The following is a 25,462-nucleotide window of genomic DNA, read 5'->3' as shown; positions in this document are numbered from 1 at the left end:
CGCGCCCGCCTCAGACCTTGTGGGCGCGGCGCGGCGTGTGCAGACGGGAGGACCGGACCGTCCTGCGCGCCTTGCCCGACAGCCGCCGCAGGAAGACGGCGGGGGACTGTCTCCCCGGCACGTCGACCCGCTTCCGGCCGATCCATTCGGGCACGCTCACCTCGTACGCGGACAGAGGCAGTGCCGCATCCTCGCCGAAGTGCGGGTAGACCAGATAGAGTCGGCCACGGAGCCCCTTACGGACCACACGGGGCTTCTTGTTGTCCTTCATGAACTGCAGAATGTCCAGAAGCAGGTCGAGCCGGCCGTTCGCGAGGCAGATCAGCCTGAGTCGTTCGTTGACCTTGAGGCGCCGGGCCAGTCCCGATGACCAGTAGGCCTCCAGCAGCGGCGCCGCCAGCTCCATCTTCTTCTTCCGCACCTCGTCGGACTGCCGCAGCAGAGCGGGTCCGAACTGTGGGAGCAGCGTGATGACGAACGGCCGGACCATCAGGACGTCCCGCTTCGGCCCCGGCGGCACATGCGTGGCGATGAGGCCCATCAGCGCCCGGGCCGAGTCGAAGCGGAGCAGGTAACTGCCGCTCTTCGTCACGTGCTTGCCGTCGTCCCGGCCCACCAGGTAGTAGCAGGTGTAGTCGGCCACGACGGAGACGCCGTTGCCACGCAGGTACGCCTCCATGGTGAAGAGCGCGTCCTCGCCCGTCTTCAGCTCCTCGTCGAACCTCATCCCGAGCCGCACCAGAAGGTCCCGGCGGAACAGCTTCTGGGCGCTCAGGGTGAACTTGATGTTGGACGAGTAGAGATCGGCCCGCTCGACCGTCTGCTTCCACATCGACTTCGCCGCACCGCGGTTGACGCCGACGACCTTCCCGAGCACCACGTCCGTGCCGGCCCGGTCGCCCATGGCGACCATCCGCTCCAGGGCCTCCTCGCCGAAGTAGTCATCGGCGTCGAGGAAGAAGACGTACCTGCCCCGGGCGAGGCCGAGCCCGACGTTGCGCGGCCCGCTCGGACCGCCGGAGTTCTTCTGACGCACGACACGCATGTCGATGGCGGTCCGGGCCGCGAACTCCTCAAGGTACTCCCCCGTGCCGTCGGTGGAGCCGTCGTCGACGGCAACGATCTCGATGCGCTGGGCCGGAAGCGTCTGTGCTTCGACGGAATCCAGGCATCGGATCAGGTACGGCATCGCTTCGTAGGCGCCGATGATGACGGTCACATCTGGTGCGGTGTTGCTCATCTCTCCCCGGTTCACGCATAAACGTATCTATCAGGAGAACCGATGGAACGACGGGACATGCCCTGTTCCAGCACGGACACGCCGAACGGCCCGTACGTTCCCCTCCCCGAGGAGAAGACGGACGGGCCGTTGCGTAGGTTGCGTCGCAATCCAGACGTATTTCCGACAACTCGATGGCAACCGGATCACACCGAGCGGTCTGCGTCCGGGTCCGGCCTGCGGCGTCACTTCCCGCCGTCGGCCGGACCCGGGGCGGTCAGCGCAGGGCCGAAGGGTCGGCGCCGATCTCCGCGTCGGTGTCCGGGGCGGGGTCGTCGGGATCGACCGCGGCCTCGGCCTCGGCGACGATCTCCGCCGCTCCGTCCCCGGCACCGCTGTCCTCGGCCTCGAGGTCCGGCAGCGGGGCCGGCGGCTGACCGCCGACGCGCTGCGCGACACCCGCGTTGCGGGCCTCCGCCTTGACGGTGAGGGCCAGTACGGCGGCGTTGAACTGCTCCATCGAGGTCGGCTCGTCCGGGCCCAGCAGGTAGGCCTTCAGCTCGTGGCGCGCTTCGGCCAGCGGGTCCGTGGCCGGGTCGGCCACGGCACGGAGCAGTTCGTCGATCTCCTGCGCGTCGTTGGAGAGGACGACGGACGCCCGCACCGCGGTGTTCTGGCGCTTGAACTCCTCCGCGCCGAGCTCCGCGGAGTCCGTGACCGCGTACGGCTTGCCACTCGCGATGAAGTCGGACACCACACTGGAGATGTCCGAAACCATGGCGTCGGACTGGTTGAAGCAGTCGTACAGCTTGGGCTGCGCACCGACGACCGTCCGGTGCTCCCACCAGCCGAAGGAACGCCAGTAGGCGTCGTTCCACTCCGCACGGAGGGTGGCGATCTCGGTCTGGCGGGCCGGATCGGCGAGCGCGACCCGCGACTCCTCCGACTCGTCGCCCCCGGACCGGCCGGGCTTCGCGAGCTCGGCCAGACGCGCCTCGATGCGGACCAGTTCCGCGGCGGCCGAGGCCTGCCCGGCAGCTGCGGCCGAGGCCTCCTTCGCCCATCGCGGGTCCGCGGCGCGCTCCTGCGCCGACGTGGCCAGGAGTGCCTTGATCCGGGCGTTGACGGCCTTGGCCTCGGGGCTGCGGATACCGGTGAACGGGTGCGGCTTGTAGATGACCCGGACCGGGGTGTCCGCCTCCAGCAGCCGGCGGACGATGTTCTCACCCGCCAGCAGCAGCGAGGTGTTGCCGGGGTTGTCGTCCCAGCCCTCCCAGGTGGGGGCGTACAGCACCGTCGGGATGGGGTTCCTCGTGGTGCCGGTCCAGCTCTGGATGGGGGCCAGCTGCGGCCGCCCGACCTCGACGATGTCCTCGTCGCGGACACCGACGTCCGCCAGGGCGTAGCGGTCCCGGCCGGCGCGGCCTGCCGTCCAGACCTCGTCGTACACCTTGGAGTACGGGTTGACGCTGGCCAGCTTGTCGCTGTCACCGTGACCGATGAAGACGTGCTTCATGGTCGGGACGCGCAGCATGTGGATGTTCTTGCCCACGTTCGCCGGATAGAGGCACACGCGGACGGTGGAGAGGTTCAGGTTCATCAGGTGGGTGCCGGCGGGCACGCAGATCACGGGCACGGAGGTGTCCGCGAGCTGCGGGACGAGGTTGCGCTCACGCATGACGATCAGAGGGCGCCCCTCGACGGCGGCCATGGTGTCGAGCCACATGTTGCCCTGGTAGGCCGACTCGCTGGAGCCGGAGAAGTAGAGCACGACGGTCGGCTGGTACTCGCCCAGCCAGGTGTCCAGGGCCTTCAGTACGACCGGGGCCGACGGCGCCCGCCGGTTCCGGCGGAGGTACGGGACGAGCAGGGCGTTGTAACCGACGGCGAGCAGCAGGGTCAGGGCCGCGCCGATGTAGCCGAGGAAGTCCTCGCCCGTGCCGGCGGCGAGGAGGACGCCCACCACTGCGGGGAGGTCCAGGTGGAGCATCTTCTCGCTGGCGCGGTGCAGCAGCGCGCGCGGCGGGGCGTCCGGGATGCGGACCGCGTGCAGGTCCACGTTCCGGGTGACGATCGGCAGACTGCGGCGCAGCCTGATCAGGGTCGTGAGAGCGCCCTGCGGGGCCTGCAGGCCGTAGAAGAGGAGGAAGCACGCGACGGCCGCGTAGAAGAGCGGCTCCTCGGCAAGGTCCAGCCGGGCCAGCAGCAGGATGATCATCAACTGGCGGAGCAGGAAGCGGATGGACAGACCCGCCCGGACCTTGCCGAGCCGGTTGACCAGATAGCTGCCCCGCTGGTGCAGATACCAGTCCGCGATGTACGTGACAGCGGTGGCCGCCGCGAAGAACCAGATATTGGGGACAAGAGCGGCAACCATGACGCAGGGGTATCCCAGCGTCATCAATACCGCTGCCAACAGTTCTGACCGGCTGCCCACACGGGCCAGTCGGATGGCTGTCGAAATCACGTAGAACCTGCTCCAGGGGGTGCCGGTTGATTCACGTATAGAGGGAAATGTGAAGACTCGGATTCACGCACTCGGGCCTCTGGATTCACCTTTCGGTGAGCCCAGAGGCCCGTAAAAGTACATTTGTCAAGAATTATTACACATCTTCTTGACGATCAAGAACCGAGGCCAACGCCTGCTCGAATCCCGAGGCTTCCGTGACATCGCGGGTCGGGTCCTGCTGCCTCACGTCGATCACGTGGCCCGTCATCGCGGACAGGAGTACGTCCAGCGAGGTGCGCGCCACGGCCTCGGACGAGAGGAGCGAGCCCTCCGGCTCCGCGCCGAACGCCTTCGTGCGCATGGGGGTCGCGGTGCGCTCCGGGTTCACACAGTTGACCCTGACGCCCTCGCCCGCCCACTCGTCGGCCAGCGCCTGCGTGAGGTTCACCATGGCGGCCTTGGTGGAGGAGTAGAGGCTGTACTCGGCGCGGCCCCGGGTGTAGCTGCTGGAGGTGTACAGCAGCAACTGCCCCTGCGTCTCCGCGAGGTACTTGTACGAGGCGCGCGCGATCTGCACCGGCGCCAGGTAGTTGACGTTCAGCGCTTCCTGGATCGTCGTGTTGTCCGTCTCCGCCAGCTTGCCGATGCGCAGCACGCCCGCGGTGTTGATCACGTAGTCGATGCGGCCGGTCTCGGCGTACGCCTTGGACAGCGCGTCGTCGATGTGCTCCGGGTTCTCGACGTGCGTACCCGTGGTGGAGCGGCCCAGCGCGTACACACTGGCGCCGTACTGCTCGGCCAGCGTCGCGATGTCGGCCCCGATGCCGTACGAACCGCCGAAGACGACCAGGGTCTTGCCCGAGAGCAGCTCGCGGTAGGCGGCCTCGTCGGCCGGGCGCGGGGCTGCGGTGGAGGCCAGCTGGAAGAGCTTGTCGGTGATGAAGACGTCGACCGGCTGGGTCACCTTCATGTTGTACTCGTCGCCCGCGACCACGTAGATCGGCACGTCGGGGAGGTACCGCAGGACCACCGAACAGTCGTCGGTGGCCTGGAAGTTCGGGTCGCCGGCCGCGACCTCGTAAGCCCTGCGGATCGTGGACAGCTTGAACGCCTGCGGGGTCTGACCGCGGCGCAGGCGGGACCGGTCCGGGACGTCGGTGATGAACTCGCCGTCCTCACCGTGGGTGCGGGTCACGATGATCGTGTCGGCGGACGGGATGGCGACGTCGACGGCCTGGTAGCGGTCGAGTGCGTCCACACAGTCCTTGATGACGCGCTGGGACAGCAGCGGCCGGACCGCGTCGTGGAAGAGGACGTTGCGGTCCTCGCCCTCCGCGAGCCCCTCGCCGAGGGCCGAGATGGCGCGCTCGGTGGTCTCGTTCCGGGTGCTGCCACCCTCGATGACCTTGATGACCTTGGTCAGCCCGGCCTTGGCGACGATCTTCTCGACGTCGGGGACGAAGCCGGGCGCCATCAGCACGATGACGTCGTCGATGCCCTCGGCGTTCTCGAAGATGCTCAGCGTGTGCTCGATGACTGCCTTACCGGCGATCTTCAGCAACTGCTTGGGGATCGACAGTCCCACGCGCTGACCGGTCCCACCGGCGAGAACGACCGCTGTGGTCCGGGGCTTGGCTACATGCGGCACAGACACAGACGACCTACCTTGCGATGACAGGGGGGAACAGTGTGATGGTCGCACTCTCCGTGACCATCTCGCAAGGTGGACGTTTACCAGCACTCGTCTGTGGGAAACCCGCAGTTCACCGCCTGGCCAGGCAGATTGTCCCCCGCGTGACCCCGCCCGGGGTGACGGACCCCACAGACGTTTACGCAATCCGCACATCACCAGGCCGCCGCACCGGCCCCTACCTGGCTGTTCGCCGGCCGAGCCCGGGTGCCCACGCGTGGCGGGGGCACCCGGCGCGACGGCTAGAAGGGGTCGAACTCGTCGTACTCGCGCTGGGCGACGTCACGTTCGGACTCGCGCTCGCGGCGGCGCTGCGCGGCCGGGCGCGGAGCCTCCATGCGGTGGTCCTCGCCACGGCGGCCGAGCATCTCCGCACCGGCGGCCATGGTCGGCTCCCAGTCGAAGACGACCGCGTTGTCCTCGGCACCGATGGCCACGCCGTCACCGGCCTGGGCACCCGCCTTGCGGAGTGCGTCCTCGACACCGAGGCGGTTGAGCCGGTCGGCGAGGTAACCGACGGCCTCGTCGTTGTTGAAGTCGGTCTGGCGGATCCAGCGCTCGGGCTTCTCGCCCCGCACGCGGTAGATGCCGTCGTCCTCCACGGTCACCGTGAAGCCGGCGTCGTCGACGGCCTTGGGACGGATGACGATCCGGGTCGACTCCTCCTTCGGCCGCGTGGCCCGCGCCTCGGCGATGATCCCGGCGAGGGCGTAGCTGAGCTCGTTGAGGCCCTTGTGCGCGATGGCCGAGACCTCGAACACGCGGTAGCCGCGCGCCTCCAGGTCGGGGCGGATCATGTCGGCGAGGTCCTGGCCGTCCGGGATGTCGACCTTGTTGAGGGCGACGATGCGCGGGCGGTTCTCGAGGCCGCCGTACAGCCGCAGTTCCTCCTCGATCATGTCCAGGTCCGAGACGGGGTCGCGGTCCGACTCCAGCGTCGCGGTGTCCAGGACGTGCACGAGGACGGAGCAGCGCTCGACGTGCCGCAGGAACTCCAGGCCGAGGCCCTTGCCCTGGCTGGCCCCAGGGATGAGCCCCGGGACGTCGGCGATGGTGTAGACGGTCGAGCCCGCGGTGACGACCCCCAGGTTGGGGACGAGGGTCGTGAACGGGTAGTCCGCGATCTTCGGCTTCGCCGCGGAGAGCACCGAGATGAGCGAGGACTTGCCCGCGCTCGGGTATCCCACGAGGGCGACGTCGGCGACGGTCTTGAGCTCCAGGACGATGTCCCGGCTCTCCCCCGGCTCGCCGAGCAGCGCGAAGCCGGGAGCCTTGCGGCGGGCCGAGGCCAGCGCGGCGTTGCCGAGGCCGCCGCGGCCGCCCTGACCGGCGACGAAGGTGGTCCCCTGGCCGACCAGGTCCGCGAGGACGTTGCCGGCCTTGTCGAGGACGACGGTGCCGTCCGGGACGGGCAGCACGAGGTCCTGGCCGTCCTTGCCGGAACGGTTGTCACCCGCGCCGGGCTGGCCGTTCGTCGCCTTGCGGTGGGGGTGGTGGTGGTAGTCCAGCAGCGTGGTGACGGACTGCTCGACGACGAGGATCACATCGCCGCCGCGCCCGCCGTTGCCCCCGTCGGGGCCTCCCAGCGGCTTGAACTTCTCACGGTGTACGGAGGCCACGCCGTGGCCTCCGTTACCCGCGGCGGCATGCAGCTCGACGCGGTCCACGAAGGTGGTCATGGTGGGTGCCTCCAGGTACTGCGGAAAAATACGGGGATGTCTCTTGACGTAACGCGCCGAGGGCGGACCCGCTTCCCCGATTACCGGGAAAGCTGGGATCCGCCCTCGGAAGGTGCTGTGACGTTCAGCCGTTGCCTGGATCAGGCAGCGACGGGAACGATGTTCACGACCTTGCGGCCACGGTGCGTACCGAACTCCACCGCACCGGCGGTCAGCGCGAACAGCGTGTCGTCGCCGCCACGGCCGACGCCCGTGCCCGGGTGGAAGTGGGTGCCGCGCTGGCGGACCAGGATCTCACCGGCGTTGACGGCCTGACCGCCGAAGCGCTTCACGCCGAGCCGCTGAGCATTGGAATCGCGCCCGTTCCGAGTGGACGATGCGCCCTTCTTGTGTGCCATGTCTCCTCAGTCCCTTACTTCGCAGCCGCGGGGATACCGGTGACCTTGATCGCCGTGTACTGCTGACGGTGACCCTGGCGACGGCGGTAACCCGTCTTGTTCTTGTAGCGAAGGATGTCGATCTTCGCGCCCTTGTGGTGGTCCACGATCTCGGCCTGGACCTTGATGCCGTCCAGAACCCAGGGGTCGCTGGTCACGGCGTCGCCGTCGACAACGAGCAGGGTCGAGAGCTCGACCGTGTCGCCAACCTTGGCGGTGGAAATCTTGTCAACCTCAACGATGTCGCCGACAGCAACCTTGTGCTGGCGACCACCGCTGCGCACGATGGCGTACACGCGGATCTCTCTCTCACTCGGAACGGATCCCCTGATGCCAGCCGCCCGCACGGGCCGGGGCCCACGACAGTCCGGAAGGATGAGCGGCCTCCCCCGGGGACGAATCACCGGGAGGGATGTGCTCAGGGGTTAGGCGCACAGAAACACGCCGAGGGTCAAGATTACGGGGAGGGGTGCGGGGGGTCAAACCGGCCGTCGGCCGGAGCGACGGAAGACCTCGCGGCCGGCCGGGGACACGCCGCACGGGCAGGCTTTTTGTCCAGAGATCGTATGCTTCCCGGAAGACCCGTGCCGCAGAAGGTGGTCCCGTGAACTACCGAGTCCAGCCCACCGCCCAGGTCGACGGAAGTGCCGCGATCGGCGCGGGCAGCAGCATCTGGGAACTGGCGCAGATCCGCGAGGGAGCCAGGCTCGGCGAGGGATGCGTGATCGGTCGTGGCGCGTACGTGGGCGCCGGCGTGCGCATCGGCGACAACGTCAAGATCCAGAACTACGCGCTCGTGTACGAGCCCGCCGAACTCGGCGACGGGGTCTTCATCGGCCCCGCGGTGGTCCTCACCAACGACCACAACCCGCGGTCGGTCGACGCCGAGGGCCGCCGGAAGCATGGCGGGGAGTGGGAGGCCGTCGGCGTGAGGATCGCCGAGGGCGCGTCCCTCGGCGCACGTTCGGTCTGCGTGGCACCGGTGCGGATCGGCCGCTGGGCCATGGTCGCGGCCGGGGCTGTGGTCACCAAGGACGTGGCGGACTTCGCACTCGTGGTCGGCGTCCCGGCCCGGTGGGCCGGCTGGGTCGGCCGCAGCGGCGTGCGCCTGGTGGAGCGCGAGGGCGAGCCCGGGGTCTGGGACTGCCCACGGTCCGGCGCGGCGTACGTCGAGGAGGACGGCATCCTGTCCGAGCGCTGAGCGGGAGGCCCGCCGTCCGGCCGCAACGGGTCACAGCCCTTACCGGATTGACGCGACGCACTCCCCCATGGGTCCCCGACGCGGACGGCAGCGCAACGACGCGCCCTCGACACCGCCGGATCACACCCGGCCATCACCGTAATTACCTACGATTGCCCCGATATCCCGGAATCGACCTGTCCCGGCAGAAGGGTGCTCAGTGAAAGTCATCAGCATCGTCGGCGCCCGCCCGCAATTGGTGAAACTGGCACCCGTATCGGCCGCCTTCGCGGACACGGAACACGAACACCTCATCGTGCACACGGGACAGCACTACGACGCCGATCTGTCGGATGTGTTCTTCGACGGACTCGGCATCCCGGACCCCGATGTCCACCTGGGCGTCGGCTCCGGAAGTCACGGAGCGCAGACCGGATCCGTGCTCCTGGCACTCGACCCGGTCCTCGAACGGGAGAAGCCGGACTGGGTCCTGGTCTACGGAGACACCAACTCCACCATCGCCGGCGCGCTGTCCGCGGTGAAGATGCACATCCCGGTCGCCCACCTGGAAGCGGGACTGCGCTCCTTCAACCGGCGCATGCCGGAGGAACACAACCGGGTACTGACCGACCACTGCGCGGACCTCCTCCTCGCGCCGACCGAGGAGGCGATGCGCCACCTCGCGGCGGAGGGGCTCTCCGACCGCTCGGAGCTGGCCGGTGACGTCATGGTCGACATCTGCCTGCGGATCCGGGACGCGGTGCTCGCGGAAGGGCTCCCCGCGCCCGTGCTGCCCGGGGGCATCGACCCCGCCCGGCCGTTCCTGCTCGCCACGCTGCACCGTCCGGACAACACCGACGATCCCGGCCGCCTGGCGGCGCTCCTGGAGTCCCTGGCCAGCCTGCCCGTTCCGGTCGCGCTGCTCGCCCACCCACGCCTGGTCGCCCGCGCCGAGGAGCACGGCCTCGAGCTGGACCGGGGTTCCGTCCACGTCGGCCGTCCGCTCCCGTACGCGGACCTCGTCGCTGCCGTGCTGGCGTCCTCCGGCGTCGTCACCGACTCCGGAGGCCTCCAGAAGGAGGCGTTCCTCCTGAGGAGGACCACCACGACCGTCCGCCCCGAAACGGAGTGGGTGGAGACGGTGGACACCGGCTGGAACGTCCTGGTGCCCGATCCGCACGCGATGGACCCGGACGCCTGGGCCGGCACGGTGACCCGGGCCGCACCGACGGCCGACCCCGGCACGCCCTACGGCGACGGCCACGCGGCGAAGAACGTCGTCCGCATCATCGAGGGCCGGGACGCGAAAGGCCGACGCGCGTGACGTGCGGAGTACCACGAACATCACAAATAGGCATATGTCACCATGCTAGCGTCATCTGTCATGTCAGCGTCCTCCAGGTCCGGGCCGCCCACGAAAGACGCACGGCCCCACGTGATCTACCTCGCCATCGGTTTCCCGCCGGCTGCGAAGAGCTGCGCCTACCGCATGCGTGAGACGGCGAACCAGTTCGTCGAGGCGGGCTGGGACGTCACCGTCGTCACGATCGCGCGGGACTCCTGGCAGCGGGACTCCGGCGTCGACCTCACTCTCCTGGACCAGGTCGACCCGCTGGTGCGCGTCGTCGAACTGCCCTTGGCACGTGAGGACCTGGAGACGGACATCCGTCTCTACGACGAGGACCGTGCTCTCAGGCCGAACGAATGGGTCGCCCGGCTCCGGGTCCGGCAGACCAGCACCTTCCCGGAGCCGAACTTCGGCGAATGGCGCGGTGCGCTGGAGCAGGCCGTGCTGGACATCCACCGTGAACACCGTGCGGACCTCCTCCTGGCGAGCTGCGTCCCCTACGTCAACCTCGCCGCGGTGTGGAGGTTGTGGGAGGACGCACGAGTTCCCTACGCGATGGACTTCCGCGACGGCTGGTCCATCGACGTGATCGAGGGCGTGGAAGCCTTCTCCCGCGACTCCGAACCCGGGCGCTGGGAGCAGAGGATGCTGGACCACGCGGTCTCCCTCTGGGTGGTCAACGACCCGATCGCCGCGCACTACCGCGAGCGCTACCCGGATTTCGCCGACCGGGTCCGGGTCGTACGCAACGGTTACGACGCGGACAGCTCACCCGGCCGTGCGCACCGCCCCGACCCCGGGTCCGGTCTCGTCTTCGGTTACCTGGGCACGGTGAACTTCACCGCCCAGCAGCTCGAAACGGTCCTCAGCGCCTGGCGCGCGGCCCGCGAGCAGGAGCCGCTGCTGGCCAACGCGCGCTTCGAGGTACGCGGTCACATCGGCAACGGCGCCGGGCGCGAGGCCAACCGCCACGCCGAGATCCTGAAGCAGGCCGAGGACGACGGTGTCCGCTTCGGCGGTCCCGCCGCGAAGGCGGAGGTCGCCTCGGTCTACGCCGGCTGGGACGCCCTGGTCCTCATCCTCATCGGCGGCCGTTACGTCACCTCGGGCAAGGTGTACGAGTACATGGCGACGGGACTGCCCATCGTCTCCGCGCACGTGGTCGAGCACGACGCGTCGAACGTCCTCCGCGGCCATCCGCTGTGGACCGGCTCCGCCGGTATGGACGAGGAGGCCCTGACCCGTTCGTTCGTCCGCGCGGCGCACATGGCCGTCGGGACCAGCGACGCCGTCCACGCGGAGGCGATGGCACACGCGGACCGGTTCACCCGGAGGGCGCTGATGAGCGCCGCCGTACGGGAGCTGATCGATCAGCTCGCCGCGGACCGCGCATCGGGCAGAGGCGCAACGGACACGGCGGTCCTCGCGGAGAAGCCCATCGTCGCGGGAGGGACCGCATCGTGACGGAGGTTCTGTTCGTCGCCACCAAGCGGCCTGAGCTCGGCATCCTCGCGGATTCGGTGGGCCGGTTCCGTGATCGCGGTGCCCGGGTCCACCTGGCCGGCACCTTCCACGTGGCCCGGGTCGCACAGGAGTTGTCCCTCATCGCGCTGGACGGGGTGCATCAGCTGCCCCGGGGGCTCTCCCGCAGGAGCGGTTCGGTGCGGCGCAGAGCCAAGGCCTCCCCCGTCGGCATGCGGGTGTGGCTGCAGTCGCAGCGGGACCGGGGGTTCCGGCGGCGTGCTCTGCGGGCTCAGGTCATCGTGGCCCTGGACCCGGGCGCCGTCTACACCGTGTGGCGGCTCGCGCGGTACAACCCGACGGCGGAGGCCCACTTCGGCGTCGTGGCCGCACTCACCGCGTTCGACAGGCGCGGGCAGCGGGAAACGGTCCCGCGCCGGGTCGTGTTTCCGGCTCCGGGCGCGGTCGCGCAGGACGTACGCCGCTCCGTCGACGCCGTCCCGGCCGCCGTGATGCGCGCGGCGACCGCGCGTCCCGTCATGCGGTCCGCCCTCGGGGCCCGGCTCTGGCGTTCGGCGGTGAGCGCTCCGGGTGTGCCGGTCAGAGCCCGCGTGGCGGCGGCCCGCTACGTCGCGGAAGGCATGCGGTGGGCCGGCCGTACCAGCGGGGCCGCCATGGCGCTCACGACGGCGGCCTCCAGGATCCCCGACCTCTCGCTCCGGGCGAAGCTGCTCGACGAGGGGGTCATGACGGAGATCGCCGAGGGCATCAGCCCCCGCGACCTCCACAGGGCGGTCGGCGCCCGGCTCGCCCAGGCCGACGAGCAGTACGCCGAGGGCAACCACGAGGTCGCGTCCGAGGCTCTGAACCGGGCAATGTTCCTCTGCTTCCACCGCATGCTGCACGTGGACGGGCTGAGCTCGCCGCTCGTCGAGAACGCGCGGGACCACACCGCGAGCCTCCAGGTCTCCACCGCGTTCCGGGCGGTCTCCCGGCCCCGGGGCAGGCAGACCCCCGCTGCGAGCCCTCCCGCCGGCCGTCCGCTGCGCCTGCTCGTCACCACCAGCGCCAACGCCAACTTCCTCCACCACGTCCTCTCGCGGTACGAGAACCATCCGCGGGTCGAGCTCCGCTACCTGGACCTGGCTGCCCAGAGGGCGCTCAACCGCATCTCGTGGGCCGCGCGGCTCATGCTGGAGGACCGGCTGGCCGGTGGCACGACCGGCTACCAGGCGGAGGTCGAGCGGCTGATGCGTCCCCACCTGGACTGGGCGGACACGGTGTTCCTCGACTGGTCCGTCGGCCCCGCCTCGATGCTCACCACCATCGATCCCGGCGACACCCGCATCGTGGTGCGGTTGCACAGCTACGAGGCGTTCACCAGATGGCCCCACATGACGGACTTCTCCCGCGTCGACGACCTCGTCTTCGTGGCACCGCACGTGAAGGACCTGGTCACGTCGCTGGTACCGCATCTGCGCGGCGCCGGCGCACCGCGGACCCATCTGCTCGACAACGCGATGGAGCTCTCCCGTTTCGTCCGGCCCAAGCCGGCCGAAGCCCGGTTCAACCTCGGTCTGATCGGCGTCAGTCAGGTCGCCAAGGATCCGCTGTGGGCGGTGGACGTGCTCAAGCGCGTGCGTGAGCACGACGAGCGCTACCGGCTGCTTCTGGTGGGTGGTGACATGGACCCGAGGACCAGTAGGGCGACCGGTGACTACCGCAGGCGCCTCGAGCGGGTGCTGAGACCTCTCGTCGCCTCCGGCGCGGTGGTACGGCTGGGCCCGACCGACGACGTTCCCGGTGTGCTGAGCGACATCGGCGTGATCCTCAGTTCGTCCTTGCGCGAAGGATGCCATGTGGGCCTGATGGAGGGTGCAGCGAGCGCCGCCCTGCCGGTCGTCCGCGACTGGCCCTTCTACGCCGGGCGGGCGAACAGCGCGCGGACCCTGTACCCCGAGGGCTGGGTCGTCGGCTCTCCGGAGGAGGCCGCCAGGCGCATCCTGGACACCACCTCGACCGAGGAGTCCTGGCGGGCGGCGGGCGGGCCGGCTTCGGAGCACGCTCTCTCGGCCTGGGACTGGAGCGTCGTGGGCAAGCGGTTCGACCGGTTCCTCCTCGGCGAGGGCTGATCCGGCGCGGGCCGTCCGGTCAGCCGCCGATGACGACGCGACGGACCCCCTCCCAGTTGGCCGGGTCCGTCGTACGGCGGCCGTCGACCAGGACGCGGACGTCAGGCAGGTCGGCAGCGGCCAGCTCCCGGTACTCGGCGTGGTCGGCCTGGAGGATCGCGGCGGTGACGGTCTGGCCCGCGTGCGGCACGAGGCCGTGCGCGGTCAGTTCGCCGGCCGTGTACATCGGGTCGGAGACGAACGGCACCGCGCCGCGGGCCCTCAGTGCCTCGACGACCCCGAAGACGCCGGAGAAGGCGGTCTCCTTCACTCCCCCGCGGTAGGCGGCGCCGAGCACCAGGACCCCGGCACCGTCCAGGTCGCCGTACGCGGCGGCCAGCAGGTCCACGGCGTATCCGGGCATCGCGGCGTTGGTCTCACGGGCCGAGCGCACGACGGTGGCCTCCGGGTCGTTCCACAGGTACATCCGCGGGTAGACCGGGATGCAGTGGCCGCCCACGGCGATGCCGGGCTGGTGGATGTGGCTGTAGGGCTGGCTGTTGCAGGCCTCGATGACCTTCCTGACGTCGATGCCGTTCCGGTCGGCGAACCGGGCGAACTGGTTGGCCAGACCGATGTTGACGTCGCGGTAGGTGGTCTCGGCGAGCTTGGCCAGCTCGGCGGCCTCCGCCGTACCGAGGTCCCAGACTCCGTTCGGACGTGGCAGGTCCTCACGGTCGTCGAAGTCGAGCACGGCCTCGTAGAAATCCGCCCCCCGCCGTGAGGACGCCTCGTCGATGCCGCCGACGAGCTTCGGATAGCGGCGCAGGTCCGCGAAGACACGGCCGGTCAGCACCCGTTCCGGGGAGAAGACGAGGTGGAAGTCCACACCCGGCGTCAGGCCGGAACCCTCGGCGAGCACGGGCGCCCAGCGCGTGCGTGTGGTGCCCACCGGCAGGGTGGTCTCGTAGCTGACGAGGGTGCCCGGCTTCAGGCCCGCGGCGATCGCCTTCGTCGCCGCGTCCATCCAGCCGAAATCCGGGGTGCCCTCGGCGTCCACGAACAGCGGTACGACCACCACGACGGCGTCGGACGCGGCGACCGCGGCCGTGGTGTCCGTGGTCGCGGAGAGCAGGCCCGCGCCGACGGTCTCCTTGAGCCCGGCGTCCAGACCGTGCTCGCCGGGGAACGGCTCCGTGGCCGCGTTGACGAGTTCGACGACCCGCGCGTCGATGTCCGCGCCCCTGACCGTGTGGCCCTTGGCCGCGAACTGCACGGCGAGCGGGAGGCCGATCTTTCCCAGCGCGACTACACAGATGTTCATCGGGTCACTTCTCTCCTCAGCCTGGACAGCATGTGGCGCAGCCCCTTTCCCGCTCCCGGGTCCGCCTCCCACAGGGGCGCCGTCGTGATCACGAGCCGGCCCTTGGTGTTCCGGTTCGCCGACGCCCTGTACGGAACGGTCTGCCGCCATCGGAGGGCCAGGGGCAGCGGCTTCCCGCCGGTTCTCAGCGGGATCTCGTACGTCGAGCCTGCCACGTCCACGTATACCCGGACGCCGAGCTTGGCCTGCACGGCGTGAACCGGGATCCGCGCGTGGACGGCCGTCGCCCGGCCGTCGCCGGTCGGCACGTGGTCGAACCGACCGTCAGGAACCGCGAGCACGTGGTCGGCCGGGAGACGGCGCGCGCCGGGTCCGTCGGCGCTCTTCGGCATGGCCCCCTGGACCAGACGCACGGTCAGGGAACCGGTGTCACCCACGACGCCGACCCTGAGCGTGAGCACGAGACACAGGTCGTCGCCGTCCTGCTCCCATTCGGCGGCGACGAACTCCGTCCCCTGCGCCAGCCGCCCGGGCACGGCCTCGTCGAGCAGCTCGTAGACCCGGTCGGGGAGGCCGAGGGCCTCGTCGCGGAAGCCGGGGTACATCGCGAAGGCCCGGCCCCCCTCCAGGTGGAAGGGCGGGGCACCGTGCTCCGTCCCGTCCGTGACGACCCGGACCAGGTCGTCCACGGCGCCCGCCTGGGCGAGGCAGATCCGCACCCGGCGCCCGACGTCGAGGGAGTCCCTGAGCCCGTCGGTGAGGTATGCGTCCGCGAGGGCGGCGATCCCCGCACACACCTCCCGCCTGACCCCGGCTCCGAGGGCCGGGAAGTCGCCCTGCACGAGTTTGGAGAGCTCCCAGGTGAAGTGCCGCCGGAGAAGCGCGTCCCGGTCGGGGCCGGCCTCCACCAGGTCGGCGGCGTGCTTCATGATCGCCGCAGTGCAGCGCAGCCGGGACAGGTGGTCGGCCCGATAGGTGATGTTTCCCGCGTCGACGCGCTTCACCGCGTAGTAGAAGTCGTAGTCCGCGAGAACCGAGATCCTGCGGGCCCGGACACACGCCTCGACGGTGAACGGCTGGTCGCTGCCCACCGGCAGGTCCTCCGGGAAGCGCAACCCGTGCCTCTCCACCAGCTCGCGGCGGAAGAGCTTGGTGTTCGCCAGGGTGAAGGGAAGCGCCGAGTGGAAGAGGCTGACGTCCGGATCGTTCTCCTTGTAGAGCTCCTGGTGCACGTACCGGCCGTTGGTCCCGACCATCTTGCCGATGACCACGTCGGAGCCGTACGCGTCCGCGCAGCCCACCATGCGCGCGAGGGCTTCCTCGCCCAGGTGGTCGTCGGAGCCTACGAAGTACACGTACCGCCCGGTGGCCACCTCCAGGGCACGGTTGCTCGGCGCCGCCGGGCCTCCGGAGTTCTCCTGGTGGATGACCTTGACCGTGCCCGGGTACTTCGCCGCGAAGCGGTCCAGTTCCGCACCGCTCCCGTCGGTCGACCCGTCGTCCACGGCGACGACCTCGAGCCGGTCGGCCCCGATGCTCTGCCCCACGAGCGAGTTCAGGCACTCGGTGAGATAGGGCATCGTGTTGTAGACGGCTACGACCACGGAGACGTCGGGCCGGGTCAATTGGCCACCTCGGGCGAGGTCGTTCCCCCGTCCAGCCGCACGGCGAGTCCGGTGGCGGCGGATTCCAGCAGCCCCTCCGCCACCTCGACGGTCCGCAGGCCCTGACGCAGGGTGCAGATGTCGGCGGGCAGGCCCATGACGGCGTCCCGGAAGAGCTCGTGCTCCACCAGCAGCGGCTCACGCTTCGGGATCGCGTAGCGGATCATGTCGCCCTCGGAGACACCGCGGAACGCGCGCAGGGCCTCCCATTCGGTGGTCACCGCCGCGTTCGAGTGGAACGTGAGGTCGCCGGTCAGCGTGTCCGCGATGAAGCAGCCGCGCTCACCGGTGACCGAGGTGAAGCGTTCCTTGAGGGGGCTCAGCCAGTTGACCAGGTGGTTGACCATGGTGCCGTCGGAGAGCTTGCCCACGGCGGAGATCATGTCCTCGTGCGGTCGGCCGGACTTGGAGACGGTGTGGGCCGCTATCGAGGTGTACGTCCGGCCCGTGACCCAGGCCGTCAGGTCGATGTCGTGCGTGGCGAGGTCCTTGACCACGCCGACGTCCGCGATGCGGTGGGGGAAGGGGCCCTGACGGCGGGTGACGACCTGGAAGACCTCGCCGAGATCGCCGGCCTCCAGACGGCCGCGCAGCGAATGCAGGGCGGGGTTGCAGCGCTCGATGTGGCCGACACCGGCCACCAGGTTCCGCGACCCGAAGGCGTCGAGGAGGCGACGGGCACCTTCCGCGGTGTCGGCGAGGGGCTTCTCGATCAGGGCGCCGACACCGGCGTGGGCCAGCCGGAGGCCGATCTCTCCGTGCAGGGCGGTCGGGCAGGCCACCACCGCGTAGTCGATGCCGAGCGCGATGAGGTCCTCGAGGGTCGGCAGGACAGGGGCTCCCTGCGCCCAGCCGTTCTTGTCACCCATGGGATCGACGACTCCGGCCAGGGCCACACCTTCGAGTCCGGCGAGGACACGGGCGTGGTTGCGGCCCATGGAGCCGAGACCTATGAGCCCGGCCTTCAGTGCGGTGGTGGTCACAGCCTCTCCCCCAGTGCGTTCACGGCCTCGGCGATGCGGGCCGGATCCCCCTCGCCGAGCGAGGGGTGGACGGGGAGCGAGACGACCTCGGCGGCGGCCCGCTCGGTCTCCGGCAGGTCCCAGTTCCGGCCGGCCTTCCGGTCCGGCTCCCGGTACGGCTTGAGCCGGTGGATGGGTGTCGGGTAGTAGACCGCGTTGCCGATGCCGGCCTCGGTGAGCCCGGCCATGAAGGCATCGCGGTCGCCCCGCACGCGGATCGTGTACTGGTGGTAGACGTGCCTGGCGCCTTCGGCGACCGGCGGCGTGGTGATGCCCGGGGCGGTGATGTGCGCGTCGAGGTACGCGGCGTGGGCGCGGCGCCGTTCGGTCCATCCGGCGACCTTGGCCAGCTGTACGCGGCCGACGGCGGCGGCCACGTCCGTCATGCGCATGTTGGCGCCGACGATCTCGTTGGCGTACCGCTGCTCCATGCCCTGGTTACGCAGGAGGCGCAGGGTGCGGGCGAGTTCGGTGTCGGCGGTGGTGATCATGCCGCCCTCGAGGGCGTGCATGTTCTTGGTCGGGTAGAAACTGAACGTGCCGCCTTCGCCGAACGCGCCGACGGGGGTTCCGTTCAGAGCCGCCGCGTGCGCCTGGCAGGCGTCTTCGACCACGGCGAGTCCGTGTTTCCGGGCAAGGGGCCCGAGCTCGTCCATCGCCGCCGGGTGACCGTAGAGGTGGACGGGCATGACGGCGGCGGTGCGGGGTGTGACGGCCGCCTCGACGGCGGCCGGGTCCAGGCCGTAGCCGCCCGGCTCGATGTCGGCGAACACCACGTCGGCGCCGGCCAGCCGGACGGCGTTCGCGGAGGCCGCGAAGGAGAAGGACGGGACGATCACCTCGTCGCCGGGGCCGATGCCGAGGGCGAGCAGGAGAAGATGCAGCGCGGAGGTGCCGGAGCTGACGGCGACACAGTGCCGTCCGTCGACCAGTTCGGAGAAGCCCTCCTCGAAGGCCGCGACCTCGGGGCCCTGCACGACGCGCCCGCTGCGCAGCACGCGTACCGCGGCCTCGATCTCCTCTTCGCCGATGACCGGGCGGGCGGCGGGAATCGGTTGCTCGTCGATGGTCGTCATGGACGTCCTCCCTGAACACCGCAGGAGCACTCCACAGGCAGAGTTCCGGGGTGCGGGAGGTCTCACGGGACCGCGCGTAACCCCACCGGCACAAGGCCGACGCCCCACCGAGGAGCAGGACCCGGCCGGCATTGAACCGGGGTGGTCGCCGAACGCGTTCCCTCGGTATCTCCCAGGAAGCCGCGGCGGCGACCGTCGTCACATTATGAGCGATTTATCCATTTTTCTCATGTCCAGCGATCGGCCACCGGCGGACGCCTCGGGTCCGGACCAAAAAACGTGTCCCGCCCCGAAGGCCTCGGGGCGGGACACGTGTGAGTGCGGACCGTTCACGGACCGATCAGTCGGCGGTCGGCCCCGAATCGGCGGACCCGGTCGAAGCCGTCACGGAAGGCGACGACTGCTCGGCGGCCACGGTCTTCTTCGCGGTCGCCTTCTTCGTCGTCGTCTTCTTCGCGGCGGTCTTCTTCGCGACCGTCTTGGCGGCGGTCTTCTTGGTGGCCGCCTTCTTCGCGGTCTTCCGCGCTGCGGTCTTCTTGGCCGGGGCCTCCGATTCCGCAGCGTCGGTGCCGGGGGCACCGGGCGCTTCGGAGTCGGCACCCGCGACCACGACGGCCGCTGCCTCCTCGGCGCCGGCGGGCGATCCCGCCGGGGCGGTGACCTTGCGGGTCACCCGGCGGCGGGCACGCGGCGCGGCGGCCGGAGCCGCCTCCCCGCCGGCCGCGGGTGCCTCGGGCTCCGCCGCCTTCTCCGCCTTCGCGGACGCGACGGGCGCCGGGGCCTCCACCACCGGGTCCTCGGCCGCTACGGGCTCCGCCGCGGGCTCGACCGGCTGCGCCGGAGGCGTCACATCGGCCTGCTTGGGCGAACCCGCCGGGGCGGTCGCCTTCCGGGTCGCCCTGCGACGCGTACGGGCCGGAGGCGCGGCCTCCGCCTCGGGGGCGGCCGGAGCCTCCACCGGGGCCTCGGCGGCCGGCTCGGGCTGCGGCTTCTCCTCGGCAGCCGGAACCACCGGGGTGGTCTCGGCGACAGGCGCGGGCGCACCGGCCGGAGCCGTGGCCTTGCGGGTCGCGCGCCGACGGCCACGGCCACGCGACGCCGCCGCCTCGGCCTCGGCCGGGCTGCTGTACAGCTCTTCGTCGGCGACGAACTCCGGCTCGGGCAGAGCCACCGGGGCGGCGACCTCTGCGGCCACCTCGGCCTCGGTCTCCACCTCGGCCTGCTGATCGGCCTGCTCGTGCTCGTGGCCGTGCTCGTGCTCGTGTCCGGCCCCGCCGCGGCCGCGCTTCTTGGACCGCTTCCCGCCGCCACCGGCGGCCGTGGGCTGCTCCATGTGGACGATCACGCCACGCCCGTTGCAGTGCACGCAGGTCTCGGAGAAGGACTCCAGCAGACCCTGGCCCACCCGCTTGCGGGTCATCTGGACCAGGCCCAGCGACGTGACCTCGGCGACCTGGTGCTTCGTGCGGTCGCGGCCCAGGCACTCCAGCAGACGCCGCAGCACCAGATCCCGGTTGGACTCCAGCACCATGTCGATGAAGTCGACGACGACGATGCCCCCGAGGTCGCGCAGCCGCAGCTGGCGCACGATCTCCTCGGCCGCCTCCAGGTTGTTCTTGGTGACGGTCTCCTCGAGGTTTCCGCCCTGACCCGTGAACTTGCCGGTGTTGACGTCGACGACCACCATCGCCTCGGTCTTGTCGATGACGAGCGAGCCACCGCTCGGCAGGTAGACCTTCCGGTCCAGCGCCTTCATCAACTGCTCGTCGATGCGGTAGGTCGCGAAGACGTCGACCTCGGAGGTCCAGCGCGACAGCCGGTCGTTGAGGTCCGGAGCCACGTGGGACACATAGCCGTGGATCGTCTCCCAGGCGTCGTCACCGCTGACGATCACCTTCGAGAAGTCCTCGTTGAAGATGTCGCGGACGACCCGGACGGTCATGTCCGGCTCGCCGTAGAGCAGCGTCGGCGCGTTGGAGCTGCTGGTGTTCCGCGACTTCTTCTGGATCTCTTCCCACTGGCCCTGCAGCCGCTCGACGTCGCGGCGCAGCTCGTCCTCGCTCGCACCCTCGGCGGCGGTGCGCACGATGACGCCCGCGTCCTCGGGGACGATCTTCTTGAGGATGGTCTTCAGCCGCGCGCGCTCGGTGTCGGGCAGCTTGCGGCTGATGCCGGTCATCGAGCCCTCGGGCACGTAGACCAGGTAGCGGCCGGGCAGCGAGACCTGGCTGGTCAGGCGGGCGCCCTTGTGGCCGATCGGGTCCTTCGTCACCTGGACGAGGACGGACTGGCCGGACTTCAGCGCGGTCTCGATGCGGCGCGGCCCGTGGGCCATACCGAGCGCTTCGAAGTTGACCTCGCCCGCGTACAGGACGGCGTTGCGGCCCTTGCCGATGTCGACGAACGCGGCCTCCATGGAGGGCAGTACGTTCTGCACCTTGCCCAGGTAGACGTTGCCGACGTAGCTGGTGGCCTGCTCCTTGTTGACGTAGTGCTCGACGAGCACGTTGTCCTCGAGGACACCGATCTGGGTGCGCTCGCCGCTCTGGCGGACGACCATGACACGCTCGACGGCCTCACGGCGGGCCAGGAACTCGGCCTCGGTGATGATCGGGACGCGACGGCGGCCCTGCTCGCGGCCTTCGCGGCGGCGCTGCTTCTTGGCCTCCATACGGGTCGAGCCCTTGATGGACTGGACCTCGTCGAAGCCGGTGCCGGGCTCGCGCTCGGCTTCCTTCTTGCGCGGCTCGCGGACCTTGACGACCGTACGCTCCGGGTCGTCCGTGCCCGTGTCCTCACCGGAGGCGTCGCTGCGGCGGCGGCGCCGACGACGGCGACGGCTGCTGCTGGACCCGGAGGAGGACTCGTGCTCGTCGTCCTCGTCGTCGTCCTGCGCCTGCTGCTCGTCCTCGGAACGGTCCGCCGCGGCGTCGTCCTGCTGCTCGCCGTCCTCCGTGTCGTTGGCCTCCCCGCGACGGCGACGACGGCCACCACGACGGCGACGGCGCGAGGGCCGGTCCCCGTACTCATCCGATTCGTCGCCCTCGTGCTCGGCGTCCGTCTCGGGCTCGGCCTCCTCCTCGGCGGCGGGGGCGGGCTGCTCGGCCGGCAGCGTGACCGGCGTCGCGGCCGGCTCGGTCTCGACGGCCTCGCCGCGACGGCGACGGCGACGGCGCGAACCGCCCTGCGGCGCGGACTCGGCCTCGGCGGGCTCGGAGGGGGCTGCGGCCTCGGCGGTCTGCCGGGCCTCGGCCTTGCGGGGCGCGCGCTCCTGGGGCTTCTGCTCCTCGGCCTCGTCGCTCGTGTCGTAGGCCGGGGTGTCCGAGGCGGCCGCCGCTGCCGCGGCGGTCTCCGGAGTCTGGAACATGGGCTCGGAGAAGACCGGGGCCTGGAACACGGCCACGGCGGGGCGCGTCGCGCGACGGCCCTTGCGAGCCGGCTCCTCGACCTTGCCGGTGAACTCGGGACGACCCGCGGCGGCGGTGGCACGGCGGCGCTGGCGGCCTCGCGGGGCGGCCTCCTCGACCTGCTCGGTCTCGGCGGCCAGTTCCTCGGCGACGGCGGCGGGGAGGCTCTCGGCCTGCTCGGCGGCCGCTTCGGCGACCTCCTCGACGGGCTGCGGGGAGCCTGCCGGAGCGCTCGCCCTACGGGAGGCGCGGCGGCGCGGGCGCGACGGGGACGCAGCGTCGGCGGAGCCCGCGTCGGCTGCCTCTTCGGCGGGCGTGGGTTCCGCGGCGGCCTCGGCCACCGGCTCGGCCTCGGTCGGGGCCTCGGCGTCCCGAAGGCTCTGCGGCGCACCGGCCGGAGCCGACGCACGGCGGCGGGCGCGGCCCCGCGGCGCGGCGGGCTCGGCCGGTTCCACGGGCGCGGGGGCTTCGGCGACGGGCTCGGGAGCCTTCACCGGCTCGGCCGCGGCGGCGTCCTGTGCGACGGCCTCCTGCGGCTGAGGGGCACCTGCCGGTGCGGTGGCCTTACGGGTGGCGCGGCGGCGGCCACGGGGGGCCTCCACGACAGGAGCCTCCACGGTCTCCTCGGCCTCGTCCTCGGCGGGGGCGGTCTCGGCGACCGGCTCCTCCACGACCTCGGCGGCCTGGGGCGCGCCCGCCGGAGCGGTGGCCTTACGGGTGGCGCGGCGGCGGCCACGGGGGGCCTCGACCACGGGCTCGGCGACCGGGGCCTCGGCGGGCTCCGCAGCCGGGGCGGTCTCGGCGACCGGCTCCACGACCTCGGCGGCCTGGGGCGCACCCGCCGGAGCGGTCGCCTTGCGCACCGCACGGCGGCGGGTACGCGCCGGGGGCGCGGCCTCGGCGGCGGGTTCGGTTTCCTCGGCAGCGGCCGGTATGGCCGGCGTGACGCTCTCGGCGTCGGCCGCCCCCGGCGCGCCCGACGGCGGGCCGGCGGGGCGGGAAGCGGCGCGGCGCCTGCGGCGCGGCGGCAGCTTGTCCCCGGGGGCGTTGTTCTCTTCGGTGTTCCCGGTCGTACCGGAATCGTTCGGCTCGTGCATGCGGGCGGTTCTCCCGTCGCGCTCCCGGGCGCCACGCCTGATTCCGGTCCGACGCGATTCGCGTGATGTGCGCGATACCGCCGTCCGGGGCGCGGGCGCCGCACGGGAGCTGATGTCTGGCTCGCCGGTTCCGTACGTGTGAGGTACGGCCTGGCGAAAGTCTTATGGGGCGGTGCGCGGCCCGACCCAGGTGGCTCCCGAGTCCGAGGGCTGCGCTACGACGACCGCCTTACGCGGAACCTGCACCTTCCGGCACCGTCGCGGCGGCGGCCTGATCGGCCGTGGAAACGGCCGGGGCTGCCTCGCGGTCGGGCGCGAGCGGGTCGGTCACCGTGCCGGACTCCTCGTCGAAGAGCCCCTGCGCCAGCCTGGTCACCGCTGCGGGGACCGGCGGCGTTAGGTCGGCCACAGCTCGGAGACCGGACAGGACGTCGTCGGGTCGCACGGCAGGTGTCACGTGCCGTACTACCAGCCGCAGTATCGCACAGGGCCGGTCCCCGGACCTATCAGGCTGTGAATCAAGGGCCTCCAGGCCGGCCACGGCCGCACGCGCGTCGAAGGTCCGCATGCCGTTCTTCGCCCTGCGCTGGACCTCGACGGTCTCGGCGACGAGGAAGGCGGCCACGGCCTTCTCGGCGTCCTGCACGGCGACACCGTCCAGCCGCATCTCCCATACGGAGGCGGTCAGCCGGTCGGCGAGGCCCGAGGTGCGGGCCTCCACCGCGTCGATGACGTCGAGGCCCTCGGGCATCGACGCGTCGAGCAGTTCGCGCAGGGTGCCGGGATCCCGCGCCTCGGTGAGGGCGATCTCCAGGTACTCGGCCTCGCTGCCCGTCCCCGTGGGGGCGGCGTTGGCGTACGACACCTTCGGGTGCGGGGTGAATCCCGCCGAGTACGCCATGGGCACCTCGGAGCGGCGCAGCGCCCGCTCGAAGGCACGCTGGAAGTCTCGGTGGCTGGTGAACCGGAGGCGGCCCCGCTTGGTGTAGCGCAGTCGGATGCGCTGCACCGCCGGTGCGGGCGGCGGGCCTTCGGGCTGTCGCTTGCCCAGTGGTTCTTCTCCTCGGTGCGGGGCGGCCGCGGTGGCGGACCGCCCACGAAGTACAGGGTGCCCCGGGGTGCCGCTCCGGCTCACCCCCGCTTGACGTATGTGCGATCAAGCGGGGAGATCTCGGATACGGGCGCCGCGCTGGGGACAGTCGTTGTCCTACCCAGGGTACGCGCAGCGGACCCTTCGAGTTCCCGCGCGTCCGTGACCTGCGGTGCTCCGACAAGCGCCCGCCACGCGCCCCTGCGGGCCGCGCGGAGTGTCTCCCTGGCCGAGGCCAGGGCGCCGCGGGCCGCGCGTCCCGCCTCCAGCGCGGCGCGCCCGGCGGGCGCCCAGACCGCGTCCCGCAGGAAGTGCCCCACCGGGGTGCACACCGTGCGGTAGGCCCAGGTGGCCGGTGCGCCGACCAGGTACCACGCCAGCCGGGCCAGCACGCGGCCCACGGCGCGCGAGATGAACCCGGCGACCCGCCAGGCGACACCGAGCCCCGCCACGACCTCCCGTCCCAGCGGGGCCAGGACACACCGGTACACCCGGCCGAGAGGCAGCACGAGCAGCTTCATGACCAGCCACACGGCGCCGGACCGGAGCCCCCGGCCCACGGCGGCGAGCCCTCGCCCGGCCATCCGGAACGTCCACGCGACGCCGTGGCCCACCGGTGTCAGAAGGTACCGGTACACCCACACGGCGGGCAGTACGAGGAGGTGCGTGACGAGCAGGTGTGCTCCGGTCCCGATCGGTTTCAGGACGTACCGCCACACGCCGACGGCGGGCCGCACCAGGAGGACGGTGACGAGCGCGGTCGCCGCGGGGAGGAGCAGCCTGTCGTACAGCCACCGCATGCCGTGTCCGGCCGGGGTGAGCAGCGCTCGGTGGAGCCACACCAGCGGGACGACGAAACCGTAGCGGGCGACCGGGACGGCCACGTGGCGCCACAGGGCCACCCAGGGCCGGATCAGGAGGGCCGCCGCGAGCCACGCGAGGGCCCGTCCGACCGGGGTCAGCACCTGGTCGTACACCCACCCCAGCGCCCGGCCCAGGGGACGGAGCAGCACCCGGTCGAGGGCGCGGCCTGCCACGACGAGGAGGTCCCACAGCATGCGGACCGGCAGGACGAGTACCAGCACCACGATCCGGACCGGAATCCTGACGAGGGTGGTCACGCAGCCCTCCGCGCCCTCGTGGGGCGGGGGTGGGTCGTGCTTCTCGAGGTCCATGCCGTCAAGGACGCGGACGCCCGGCCCGGAGTT

17 protein-coding genes are annotated in these 25,462 nt (G+C 71.1%); 4 read left to right on the top strand and 13 right to left on the bottom strand.

Annotation, left to right across the window (positions count from 1 at the left end; genetic code table 11):
* Nucleotides 1-10: 10 nt before the first annotated feature.
* From JOC24_RS12850 to rplU, 6 genes are all read right to left on the bottom strand, one after another.
* Nucleotides 11-1,240 (bottom strand): glycosyltransferase family 2 protein, encoded by a 1,230-nt coding sequence (locus JOC24_RS12850; RefSeq protein WP_205020350.1) that lies wholly within the window; start codon nt 1,238-1,240, stop codon nt 11-13.
* Nucleotides 1,241-1,496: 256 nt separating this feature from the next.
* Nucleotides 1,497-3,596, bottom strand: coding sequence for a hypothetical protein (locus tag JOC24_RS12845; protein WP_239580322.1), 2,100 nt, complete (start codon nt 3,594-3,596; stop codon nt 1,497-1,499).
* Between the two features lie 226 nt (nt 3,597-3,822).
* Nucleotides 3,823-5,322, bottom strand: coding sequence for a bifunctional cytidylyltransferase/SDR family oxidoreductase (locus JOC24_RS12840; protein WP_205020348.1), 1,500 nt, complete (start codon nt 5,320-5,322; stop codon nt 3,823-3,825).
* 278 nt (nt 5,323-5,600) lie between these two features.
* Entirely contained in the window at nt 5,601-7,037 is a 1,437-nt protein-coding gene (gene obgE, locus JOC24_RS12835) for a GTPase ObgE (RefSeq protein ID WP_205020347.1), read from the bottom strand.
* Nucleotides 7,038-7,177: 140 nt separating this feature from the next.
* Nucleotides 7,178-7,435: a 50S ribosomal protein L27 gene (rpmA, locus tag JOC24_RS12830; RefSeq protein ID WP_014045902.1), complete on the bottom strand. Its 258-nt coding sequence runs from the start codon at nt 7,433-7,435 to the stop codon at nt 7,178-7,180.
* A gap of 14 nt (nt 7,436-7,449) precedes the next feature.
* Complete coding sequence (gene rplU / locus JOC24_RS12825) at nt 7,450-7,770, bottom strand: 50S ribosomal protein L21 (RefSeq protein WP_015577124.1); 321 nt, start codon at nt 7,768-7,770, stop codon at nt 7,450-7,452.
* A gap of 308 nt (nt 7,771-8,078) precedes the next feature.
* On the opposite strand from rplU, the gene JOC24_RS12820 reads away from it, so the two are divergent.
* The 4 genes from JOC24_RS12820 (at nt 8,079) to JOC24_RS12805 (ending at nt 13,595) form a co-directional block, all read left to right on the top strand.
* The gene (locus JOC24_RS12820) at nt 8,079-8,675 is read left to right on the top strand and encodes an acyltransferase (protein WP_205020346.1); all 597 of its coding nucleotides are present in this window, start codon (nt 8,079-8,081) and stop codon (nt 8,673-8,675) included.
* 199 nt (nt 8,676-8,874) lie between these two features.
* Nucleotides 8,875-9,978, top strand: coding sequence for a non-hydrolyzing UDP-N-acetylglucosamine 2-epimerase (gene wecB, locus JOC24_RS12815; protein ID WP_205020345.1), 1,104 nt, complete (start codon nt 8,875-8,877; stop codon nt 9,976-9,978).
* Between the two features lie 111 nt (nt 9,979-10,089).
* A complete protein-coding gene (locus JOC24_RS12810) occupies nt 10,090-11,466 on the top strand; it encodes a glycosyltransferase (protein ID WP_205020468.1) in 1,377 nt (458 codons plus the stop codon).
* Nucleotides 11,463-13,595, top strand: a complete 2,133-nt coding sequence (locus JOC24_RS12805; RefSeq protein ID WP_205020344.1) for a glycosyltransferase family protein — start codon at nt 11,463-11,465, stop codon at nt 13,593-13,595. The genes JOC24_RS12810 and JOC24_RS12805 overlap by 4 nt, the downstream gene beginning before the upstream one ends.
* A 19-nt stretch (nt 13,596-13,614) precedes the next feature.
* On the opposite strand, the gene JOC24_RS12800 is transcribed toward JOC24_RS12805, so the two are convergent.
* The 7 genes from JOC24_RS12800 to JOC24_RS12770 form a co-directional block, all read right to left on the bottom strand.
* Complete coding sequence (locus JOC24_RS12800; protein ID WP_205020343.1) at nt 13,615-14,898, bottom strand: nucleotide sugar dehydrogenase; 1,284 nt, start codon at nt 14,896-14,898, stop codon at nt 13,615-13,617.
* Nucleotides 14,895-16,523, bottom strand: coding sequence for a glycosyltransferase family 2 protein (locus JOC24_RS12795; protein ID WP_205020342.1), 1,629 nt, complete (start codon nt 16,521-16,523; stop codon nt 14,895-14,897). Before JOC24_RS12795 ends, JOC24_RS12800 begins: the two co-directional genes overlap by 4 nt.
* Nucleotides 16,520-17,545 (bottom strand): Gfo/Idh/MocA family protein, encoded by a 1,026-nt coding sequence (locus JOC24_RS12790; RefSeq protein WP_205020341.1) that lies wholly within the window; start codon nt 17,543-17,545, stop codon nt 16,520-16,522. The genes JOC24_RS12795 and JOC24_RS12790 overlap by 4 nt, the downstream gene beginning before the upstream one ends.
* Nucleotides 17,542-18,660, bottom strand: a complete 1,119-nt coding sequence (locus JOC24_RS12785; RefSeq protein ID WP_205020340.1) for a DegT/DnrJ/EryC1/StrS family aminotransferase — start codon at nt 18,658-18,660, stop codon at nt 17,542-17,544. Before JOC24_RS12785 ends, JOC24_RS12790 begins: the two co-directional genes overlap by 4 nt.
* Nucleotides 18,661-19,000: 340 nt before the next feature.
* Nucleotides 19,001-23,164 (bottom strand): ribonuclease E/G, encoded by a 4,164-nt coding sequence (locus JOC24_RS12780; RefSeq protein ID WP_205020339.1) that lies wholly within the window; start codon nt 23,162-23,164, stop codon nt 19,001-19,003.
* Nucleotides 23,165-23,393: 229 nt separating this feature from the next.
* The gene (locus JOC24_RS12775) at nt 23,394-24,173 is read right to left on the bottom strand and encodes a TIGR03936 family radical SAM-associated protein (protein WP_205020338.1); all 780 of its coding nucleotides are present in this window, start codon (nt 24,171-24,173) and stop codon (nt 23,394-23,396) included.
* Between the two features lie 122 nt (nt 24,174-24,295).
* Nucleotides 24,296-25,429, bottom strand: a complete 1,134-nt coding sequence (locus tag JOC24_RS12770) for a hypothetical protein (RefSeq protein ID WP_205020337.1) — start codon at nt 25,427-25,429, stop codon at nt 24,296-24,298.
* Nucleotides 25,430-25,462: the final 33 nt, after the last annotated feature.

Source organism: Streptomyces sp. HB132 (assembly GCF_016909575.1).
In the GTDB taxonomy this organism is placed as follows: Bacteria; Actinomycetota; Actinomycetes; order Streptomycetales; family Streptomycetaceae; genus Streptomyces.
The sequence above is the reverse complement of the archived record's forward strand: the minus strand, read 5'-3'. Positions and strand labels throughout refer to the sequence as shown.

What these genes read in the sequence shown, in the direction of transcription:
- JOC24_RS12850 (WP_205020350.1), bottom strand. Translation starts at nt 1,240, where the DNA reads ATGAGCAACACCGCACCAGATGTGACCGTCATCATCGGCGCCTACGAA.
- JOC24_RS12845 (WP_239580322.1), bottom strand. Translation starts at nt 3,596, where the DNA reads ATGGTTGCCGCTCTTGTCCCCAATATCTGGTTCTTCGCGGCGGCCACC.
- obgE (WP_205020347.1), bottom strand. Translation starts at nt 7,037, where the DNA reads ATGACCACCTTCGTGGACCGCGTCGAGCTGCATGCCGCCGCGGGTAAC.
- rpmA (WP_014045902.1), bottom strand. Translation starts at nt 7,435, where the DNA reads ATGGCACACAAGAAGGGCGCATCGTCCACTCGGAACGGGCGCGATTCC.
- JOC24_RS12800 (WP_205020343.1), bottom strand. Translation starts at nt 14,898, where the DNA reads ATGAACATCTGTGTAGTCGCGCTGGGAAAGATCGGCCTCCCGCTCGCC.
- JOC24_RS12785 (WP_205020340.1), bottom strand. Translation starts at nt 18,660, where the DNA reads ATGACGACCATCGACGAGCAACCGATTCCCGCCGCCCGCCCGGTCATC.
- JOC24_RS12780 (WP_205020339.1), bottom strand. Translation starts at nt 23,164, where the DNA reads ATGCACGAGCCGAACGATTCCGGTACGACCGGGAACACCGAAGAGAAC.
- JOC24_RS12770 (WP_205020337.1), bottom strand. Translation starts at nt 25,429, where the DNA reads ATGGACCTCGAGAAGCACGACCCACCCCCGCCCCACGAGGGCGCGGAG.